The organism is Paenibacillus sp. A3 (assembly GCF_001399685.1).
Taxonomy (GTDB): domain Bacteria; phylum Bacillota; class Bacilli; order Paenibacillales; family NBRC-103111; genus Paenibacillus_G.
The window spans coordinates 1-8,139 of sequence record NZ_JTHN01000104.1 but is presented as its reverse complement, the minus strand read 5'-3'; the positions used below and the strand labels follow the sequence as shown (position 1 = coordinate 8,139).

Annotated in this window: 8 protein-coding genes; 3 read left to right on the top strand and 5 right to left on the bottom strand. The window is 51.5% G+C overall.

The annotated features are described in order from the left end of the window. Positions 1-57: 57 nt before the first annotated feature. The 4 genes from QJ48_RS16535 to QJ48_RS16525 all read right to left on the bottom strand — a co-directional run bounded on the left by QJ48_RS16535 (position 58) and on the right by QJ48_RS16525 (position 3,514). Positions 58-1,287 carry an MFS transporter gene (locus tag QJ48_RS16535; protein WP_162238505.1) on the bottom strand — a complete coding sequence of 410 codons (1,230 nt, stop codon included), beginning with the start codon at positions 1,285-1,287 and terminating at the stop codon, positions 58-60. Between the two features lie 25 nt (positions 1,288-1,312). Then, positions 1,313-2,605, bottom strand: coding sequence for a radical SAM/SPASM domain-containing protein (locus QJ48_RS16530; RefSeq protein WP_054974657.1), 1,293 nt, complete (start codon positions 2,603-2,605; stop codon positions 1,313-1,315). Between the two features lie 181 nt (positions 2,606-2,786). Further along, positions 2,787-2,915, bottom strand: coding sequence for a hypothetical protein (locus QJ48_RS39185; protein WP_272948128.1), 129 nt, complete (start codon positions 2,913-2,915; stop codon positions 2,787-2,789). A 38-nt stretch (positions 2,916-2,953) separates the two neighbouring features. Further along, positions 2,954-3,514, bottom strand: a complete 561-nt coding sequence (locus QJ48_RS16525; RefSeq protein ID WP_054974656.1) for a flavoprotein — start codon at positions 3,512-3,514, stop codon at positions 2,954-2,956. 566 nt (positions 3,515-4,080) lie between these two features. On the opposite strand from QJ48_RS16525, the gene QJ48_RS16520 reads away from it, so the two are divergent. Both QJ48_RS16520 and QJ48_RS16515 read left to right on the top strand, forming a co-directional pair. Further along, a complete protein-coding gene (locus QJ48_RS16520) occupies positions 4,081-4,539 on the top strand; it encodes a MarR family winged helix-turn-helix transcriptional regulator (RefSeq protein WP_063858102.1) in 459 nt (152 codons plus the stop codon). 35 nt (positions 4,540-4,574) lie between these two features. Then, a complete protein-coding gene (locus QJ48_RS16515; protein WP_237762937.1) occupies positions 4,575-5,834 on the top strand; it encodes an MFS transporter in 1,260 nt (419 codons plus the stop codon). 196 nt (positions 5,835-6,030) lie between these two features. Here the strand turns inward: QJ48_RS16515 and QJ48_RS16510 are convergent, their stop codons facing one another. Then, positions 6,031-7,290: a cation:dicarboxylate symporter family transporter gene (locus tag QJ48_RS16510; RefSeq protein WP_054974654.1), complete on the bottom strand. Its 1,260-nt coding sequence runs from the start codon at positions 7,288-7,290 to the stop codon at positions 6,031-6,033. 248 nt (positions 7,291-7,538) lie between these two features. Between QJ48_RS16510 and QJ48_RS16505 the strand changes: the two genes are divergently transcribed. Further along, on the top strand, positions 7,539-8,139 hold a 601-nt coding region (locus tag QJ48_RS16505), incomplete at its 3' end, for an FAD-dependent oxidoreductase (protein ID WP_157261652.1).

The following is an 8,139-nucleotide window of genomic DNA, read 5'->3' as shown; positions in this document are numbered from 1 at the left end:
TATTTGTCTGAGTTTTTCTCATCTAGGGCTTCCAACACTCTATTCGACCTTCCGGCCTTACCCGCTAACCTCCGTTTGCGATTTCACGCCGGACTGCGCGGTAATTTGCTTATAGAGCAAGAAAAACACAGCGACCACGATAACCTCAAATGCACCTGCCCAAAAGTACATCTGTCTGACCCCGAGGCGGTCGCTCAGAAAACCGGTAAAAAAGCGGGATAACGGCGTAGAAGTCATGCTAATCGCCGCAAATAGACTGCCGACCCGTGCCATATAGCGGCTGGGCACTTCTTTTTGCATCATCGTGCGGATAAAAATGTTGACCAACGCCGTACATACGCTCAGCCACGCGAAGTTTAGACACAAAAATACAAGGGTCGAAGAAAAGCAGACCGTTAAAATTGCCAATCCCTGGCCCAAAAATCCGAGCAGCACATAAAGAAAGGACGGCTGCTTCACGCTTTTCACCGACAATAAACTGCCGCAGACGATCCCGGCGGCGGCCTGCCAAGTATAAATATACGACATATGCTGCGCATCCCAGTTCATGCTTTTCATTAAAAACGGGAGCAATAAGCCGTTGCTGTTCGCCCCGATATTTACACAAAAAATAAGCCATAGGAGCGTCATCATCATTCGACTGTTCCGAATAAAGATCCAGCCCTCCGTCAGGCTTTGCGTATAATGCTTCCATTTGCCGGATTCCGGTTTAGGTTCGGTTTGTACCTTTTGAATACGAACGAAGAGAAGAAGCAGTGCCGATGCCGTATAGCATCCGGCCATACAAAGAAAGGAAGCTTGAATGCCGAGCAGATTCATGCATAGTGCGCTTATGGAGGGGGCAATCAGGGACAAGATGCGGGCAAGGGTGTACCACACGCCGTTCATTCGGCTTAAGTGGTCCTCGGACACAAGCTGAGGCTTGATCGTCTCTACCGCAGGATAAAAGCTCGCATCCGTAATGGCAAATACGATGGCGATCAGCAGAAGCACATACAAGGACGGGGCCTGGGCCATGCTCACAAGCATCAGTCCAATCATGAGGAGCGCGCGTATCGCATTGGAGACGGCGATGATTTTTTTGGCTCCCCATACGTCGACCCAGGCCCCGCAAAATATGCTGGCGGCAAATTGGGTGATCCCGCTGACCAGCATAATCGTCCCCATATATTGAACGGATTGAGTGGCCGACGCGATATACCAGGAAAATATAAAAAAGTATATCAAATCTCCGATGCTGCTCACCATTCCGCACGCGACAAAGGTCAGGAAATTTTTGTTGAGCATGGGCGGCTTCCCTTTCTCATGCATGCTACGCGTTTGCGGAAGTGGCCTGCCTTTGTACCGCCATTTTGCGTTTTTCCTTGCCGACGATGCGGATGACGTCTTTAATTTTGGACTTTAACGGGGGACAGGGAGCCACCCCCTTCTCGATCCGCACGAGCGGACAGGACGCGCCTTGACAGGAGGGACGCAGGAAGCACGATTTACAGCCCGAATCCTCCGATTCGTCGTTCATAATCCACAGCGCGTGCTTATCAGCGTCGAGCTGCATTTGTCCGTCCGACGTGATGCGCCCGATTTGATTGTTTTCGTTGTACAAGGCCACGGTGCATTTGTATACGATGCCGTCGGAACCAATCACAAAGGAGTTGGATTTGGCCGCATAGCAAACGTAGCCACCCGGCTTCAAAATGTCTTCCAAGTCATTGTTAAGCCCTTCTTCCAAACCCATCGTGCACAAATCCAACTGATGCTTAACCGATTCCTTAAGCGATAGCACTTCCAGATTCTCGTCGTTCTCTCCCCCCCATTTGCCGATGGGGAAATAATCGATGCGGAACCGCGGATCCTCTCCGAAATGCGCACGGAGCTTTCGGATAAAGCTCGGAATCTGATGCACGTTCGTCTGGTCAAAGTTAATGCGGATCTTACAGCGGAACGGTTCGGGGCGTTCCTTGAGGTGCAGCAGGTTTTGAAAAATCGTTTCAAACGTGGGGGCGCCGTTCCGCAAGTACCGGTTGGCGTTATGCTGCTCGGCATCGCCGTCCAGCGTAATTTGGAAAGTAAATACACGACAGGCAAACAGCCGCTCGATATTTTTTTTCGTTAACAGGTATGCATTCGTGGTCATGTTGGACCGGTAGTTAACCCCGTACTCGTCACACAGGGGAATCACGTGCTGCGATATTTCTTCTATAGCGTCAAGCGCAAGGAGGGGTTCGCCTCCAAACCAGCTCATTTGCAAATGGTTAAGAAAACGGACCTTGTGCTGAAGGAAGTTTTTGACTCCTTGAATGACCTCCGGCTGCAGCTTGCCTTTTTCAAATTTTTCATAACAGTATTTGCAGCGGAAGTTGCACTGTTCGGTCGTCAAAAAGATGAGTCTGAGCTTCTGCTCGCTTCTTCCGATCATTTCGTGCAGCATGCGGGCGCGAAAAAACTCGTTGATATCCTCGCGGACGATAAAGCCTTGCTTCTTGAGGACGGCGGCCCCCCCCTCCAACGGTTCATCCGCACCAAGCTTGAGCAGTTGATCGACATAGGGAACCTGCTCGGCCGAGATATGCATAAATGCGCCTGACATCGTATTCGTGATGTACATGCTTCCATCGGGCTCCACCGCTTTAATGTTGTAACGAGAGGCGCGATAACGAGTACTTTTGGTTGGACTTTTGCGTTGTGGCAGTACTGTAAATGGCTCCATTTCATTCACCGCCCTATTTAAGAGTTAGAAGAGCTGGAAACGAATGTCTCCAGCTCTATCGTTACCTAGCGACCGTTAATTAGCAACCGTTACAGTTGTCATTCGCATCGCTTTCTTTGTCATCAATAATCGAAGACAATTCCGCCAAATCCACAGCTTCGTCCAATACGTCTACGCCATGAAAAACTACAGCATTTTCCATTTTCATATGATATCACCTCCTTTCATGAAGAAAAAGATGGATCATCATGTGGTCATGCAATAGAGCTCATACATGTTGTTTATGTATTTCGCGCAGGTATACGGATTAGGGGGATGGCCTCCCGACATTTTTTCTCCCGTTGCGGTAACGGTTACATTCCCGTCTGGAATGGCGACGCGGTGGCCTAAATCGAGCAGCTTTTGCACATTGGCTTGTACGACCGCCGTGTTGTACATGTTCATATTCATCGTAGGGAAAAACAAGACGGGTCTTGGAAAACAAAGGATGAGCATGGTGAGCAGGTTATCCGTTATTCCGTTGGCAGCTTTGGCTAACGTGTTGGCGGTGCAGGGCAGCACGATGAACATGTCCGCCCAAGAGGCAAGGAAAGAATGAGGCACGGCGACGTCATACGCAGGGTCGAGCATTTTTTGATAGACTTTCCCTTCGATATGTGCGCCCAAGAATTGCGGGTTGATGAAGTTGGAAACATTGTCCGAAACGACGACCCTTACTTCGGCTTGCAGTTTGTCCTGAAAAATCCGTATATAGTACGGCAATTCGATGATAGCCGAAGAGGCGCTTGCTCCGATCAGCAGCTTCATAGATTCCCCTCCTTGGTATAATCCAAAAAAGTTCGACGCGTCGTTGCGAACGAATATGTAATCGCTTCCATTAATGATTTAAAAAAAAGCGACGAGGGGAATTCTTGTAGATCCGTCTGCACAGAGTAGATTCTCTTAATTAACATTTTCGATTGAGGAGTTCTTGAAACATAATATACACCATGAGGACATGGTTGTAAATTGCTTTTTGAATAAAATATTACTTTTTTAGTTTTTTTGTTAATTAATATAAATATATCCCTTTTCATTCCGGCGCGCGGCCATGTCTGCTCCCGGTCACTCCAGCAGCTTGCCGAGCGGCCCGAAAACGAAATTGCCAAGCTGCGTCGGCCCGGATGCGGATTTCGCACGCCTTTTTTCCATGGCTGTAACTATTTCACCCAACCGGACGGCCCTAAGGGAAACGGCTAAATTGTTCGATAATTCGGGACCTGTTCGCTGAAAAGGGTAAAATTCGGCCAATGTCCGGTTTGTCACCGCGGCAAGTTATCCCTATACTGTAATTAGTGGCATGTGCAACTATTTTGAGAGCGGGAGGAAGCCGAATGATTGATCAGCGAAATACGATTACAAGGTGGGTATCGCTCCTGTACCGTTACGGACAAATGTACATCGGCGAGCGGCTCAAAGCGCACGGCATCGGCAAAGGCCAGCATATTTTTCTGAACGCGCTGTATAAAGAAGACGGCCTCAGTCAAGAGGAGCTGTCGGGCTATTTGAAAATCGATAAAGGAACGACGGCCAAAGCGCTGAAAAAACTCGAGGCGCAAGGCTATGTGCTGCGGCAGGTGCGGGAAGAGGACAAGCGTTCTTACCGCGTCTTCTTGACGGAAAAGGCTTGGCGGATCAAGGACGAGGTGCGCGGGGTGCTCACCGACTGGAGGCATATCCTGTCTGACGGCTTGACGGAGGAGGAGCAGCGGCTCGCCCTGGAGCTGCTGGAGAAGATGGGCGGCAATGCGGCCCGGTTTATCGAGGAAAACGACAAGACGCCGAAAGCTTAAGCGGCGAACTTATATTTGGAGGCAGGTGAACGCTTGTGAATCTGAGGCATGCGGGGATGAGGGTCGTCAATAACAACTTTCACGCCCTGACCCATAAAAACTACCGTTACTTTTGGTTTGGACAATGCGTTTCCCTGATCGGCACCTGGATGCAAAACATCGGCCAATCCTGGCTCGTGCTGACGCTGACGGGCTCGCCCCTGCTGCTCGGGCTGGTAGGGACGATCCAATTTTTGCCCATTACCTGCTTTTCGCTATTTGCGGGAGCGCTCATCGACAAGTTTCCGAAACGGAACATTCTGATCGTGACCCAGACGGTGTCGATGCTGCTGGCCTTGATCCTGTCCGCTCTTGTTTTTACGGGCACCGTCAAGTACGGCTACATTCTGGTCCTCGCCTTCCTGCTCGGGCTGACGAACACGTTCGACATGCCGACGCGGCAGGCGTTCAATATCGAGATCGTCGGCAAAGAAGACTTAATGAACGCGATCGCGCTCAATTCGACGACCTTCAACCTGGCCCGCATCGTGGGACCGGCGATCGGAGCCGGCATGATGGCTTACCTCGGGGCCGGGTGGTGCTTTCTGCTGAACGGACTCAGCTTCGTGGCCGTCATCTACGGGCTGCTGCAAATCCGGACAACGCCTTACGTCCGCGAGAAGAAGAAAGACATCGGGCTGATGAAAGAAATCAAGGACGGCATCGTCTACATCTCCAAGGACCGGTTGCTGGCGCGCACGCTGCTGCTCGTTACGGTCGTCGGGACGATGGCTTATAACTTCAGCGTGCTCATTCCCGTCTTCACGAAAGACGTGCTGCATATGCAGGAGAAAACGTACGGACTGATGATGTCCTGCCTCGGCGTCGGATCGCTGATCGGGGCGCTGACGATGTCGTTCCGCAGCAAAAAAGGCCCCCGGCTGTCCTTGATCATCACTTGCTGCATTCTCATCTCGGTCTTCTTGCTATTGAACGGGATGACCGGCTCCGTGTACACGTTCGGCCTGCTGCTGGCGCTGCAGGGCTTCTGCAACATCCTGTTCGCGACCAACTGCAACTCGTCCCTGCAAATTCATTCCAAGGACGAGTACCGGGCCCGGGTCATGAGCGTGTATTCGCTCGTCTTTGCGGGCTCGACGCCGGTCGGCAACTTGTTCGCTGGCTTTGCGGCCGATCATTACGGGGCCAACGGCGCCTTCTTCCTGTGCGGCTTGTTCTGCCTGATACCATGTCTGATCATTATCCTAGCGTTCCGCAAAAAAGCGGACGAACCCGAAGAGCCCGCAGCGGCGTGAAATGACGCGGACAGATAGAGTAATGCCAAAAGAGAATTGACCGACAGGCAAGCTTGTCGAGAAAGTGGTTTTGACAAAAATAGAGATGCAAACGGAAGTGGATACCCCCCTCGTAACCTCTATTATCTCAATTGACCACTTTCTCAACAAGATCAAGGCAGCCCAGCGGTCAATTCTCTTTTTTATATGACAGCCGTTACGCGCTCTTTTGCCGGAGCAGCTTGGCGCTCATTTGCGGGCTAAACTGCTTCTCCCATTTCGAAACCACAATCGTAGCCAGCGCATTGCCGATCACGTTGACGGTGGCTCTGCCCATATTGAGCAGGAAATCGATGCCCGCAATGAACGCCAGCCCTTCCAGCGGAAGCCCGACTGATTTCAGCGTCGCCAGCAGCACGACGAACGATAAGCCGGCGACACCCGCGATGCCTTTCGAAGTGACCATTAGCACAAGCAGCAGCGAGATTTGCTCGCCAAGCGACATGTGAATGCCGTAAAGCTGGGCGATAAAGATGGAAGCAAGCGCCTGATACAAGGTGGACCCGTCCAGATTGAAGGTATAGCCGAGCGGAATGACGAAGGAAACGATCGGTTTGGGACATCCGTATTTTTCCATCTTCTCCATCAGCTTGGGCAGCACGGTTTCCGAGCTGGCTGTCGAAAAGGTCAGGATCAGCTCGTCCTTCAGCAGGCTGAGCAAGGCGAAAAGCTTGATGTTCACCAGCTTCGCCACCGCCCCGAAGCAAATGACGACAAAGAAAGCCATCGCGCCGTAGGTCACGAGAATCAATTTGCCCAATGGAAGCAGAGATTGCACGCCGAATTTCGACACCGTTACCCCGATCAGCCCGAACACCCCGAATGGAGCCGCTTTCATCACATACCCGACGACATTGAACATCGTTTCGGACACCATCTTGAACGTGGCGACCAGCGATGCGCCTCTTTCCCCGAGCGCCGCCAGACCCAGCCCGAAAATAACCGAGAAAAAGATGATCGCCAGCAAATCGCCCTTCGCCATGGAGTCGACGATATTGGTCGGGACGATGTTGATCAGCATATCGAAATGCCCTTTGGCCCCGACTTGATTCGTCGTCTCGACGTATCTGGAGATATCCCCTTTCGACAGCTCCTGCATGTTGACACCGGCGCCGGGGTGGAAAAAGTTCGCGAAAAACAAGCCGACCACGATCGCCAGCGTCGTGACGATTTCAAAATATAGTATCGTGCGAAAGCCGAGCGTTCCGAGCCGTTTGGCATTCCCCATCCCCGCGACGCCGACGACAATGCTGGAGATGACGATCGGGACGACGATCATTTTGATCAGCCGGAGAAAAATGTCGCCTAGCGGCTTCAAATACGTCTCCACCCCGGGGTTTTTGTAAAAAATGATGCCGACGATAATTCCCGCCACCAGCCCAGCGAAGATTTGATACGCGATTCCAAACTTTTTCATAACATCCCCCCACCTTCTTCGTTGTTGAACAAAACCATCAGACCACGCATAAGTTGTTATACAAATTATCCACAAAGCACTTGCATTTTCGACAAACCATCGCGTATGATAGCGATATGTGTATGACAAATTTCACAATCACATCATACAAAAGCGTTTTCATTTTGTCTATAGCTAATTTTCAATCTAATTTTGTATAACAACTTATGAGGACATCGGAATGAACGAGTCGAGAGGAGAGGTAAAATATGTATGACTACATTGTGATTGGCGGCGGCATTGTCGGACTTTCGACAGGATATGCGCTCACCCGCCGTTATCCGCAGGCGAAAATTCTCGTCATGGAAAAGGAGGACCGGCTCGCCTTTCATCAAACCGGACATAACAGCGGCGTCATTCACTCCGGCATTTATTACAAGCCCGGCAGCCTGAAGGCGCGTTTTTCCAAGGAAGGCGGGGATGCGCTTCGCCGCTTTTGCGACCAACACGGGATCGCTTACGAAATGTGCGGGAAAGTGATTGTAGCCACGGAGCAGGAGGAACTGCCGCTGCTCGAAAACTTGTACGCACGCGGCCTGCAGCACAAGCTGGAGCTGGAGCTGATCGACGGTGAGCAGCTTCGCGCCATCGAGCCTCACGCTGCCGGTCTGCGGGCGATCCGTGTCAACGCAGCAGGGATCGTCGATTATAAAAAAGTAGCCGTGGCGTTCGCGGACGTCATCCGGCAGCGGGGCGGCGACGTCCTCTTGAATACCGAGGCGCAGCGCATCCGGGAAGGAAGCGAAGGGATCGAGGTCGAATGTAATAACGGAACCTATCGTACGCATTACCTAATTAACTGCGCCGGTC

Bases quoted from the DNA above. Each gene is read 5' to 3' on its own strand.
- QJ48_RS16535 (WP_162238505.1), bottom strand. From the start codon at position 1,287: ATGCTCAACAAAAATTTCCTGACCTTTGTCGCGTGCGGAATGGTGAGC.
- QJ48_RS16520 (WP_063858102.1), top strand. From the start codon at position 4,081: ATGATTGATCAGCGAAATACGATTACAAGGTGGGTATCGCTCCTGTAC.
- QJ48_RS39185 (WP_272948128.1), bottom strand. From the start codon at position 2,915: ATGAAAATGGAAAATGCTGTAGTTTTTCATGGCGTAGACGTATTGGAC.
- QJ48_RS16525 (WP_054974656.1), bottom strand. From the start codon at position 3,514: ATGAAGCTGCTGATCGGAGCAAGCGCCTCTTCGGCTATCATCGAATTG.
- QJ48_RS16530 (WP_054974657.1), bottom strand. From the start codon at position 2,605: ATGTACATCACGAATACGATGTCAGGCGCATTTATGCATATCTCGGCC.
- QJ48_RS16510 (WP_054974654.1), bottom strand. From the start codon at position 7,290: ATGAAAAAGTTTGGAATCGCGTATCAAATCTTCGCTGGGCTGGTGGCG.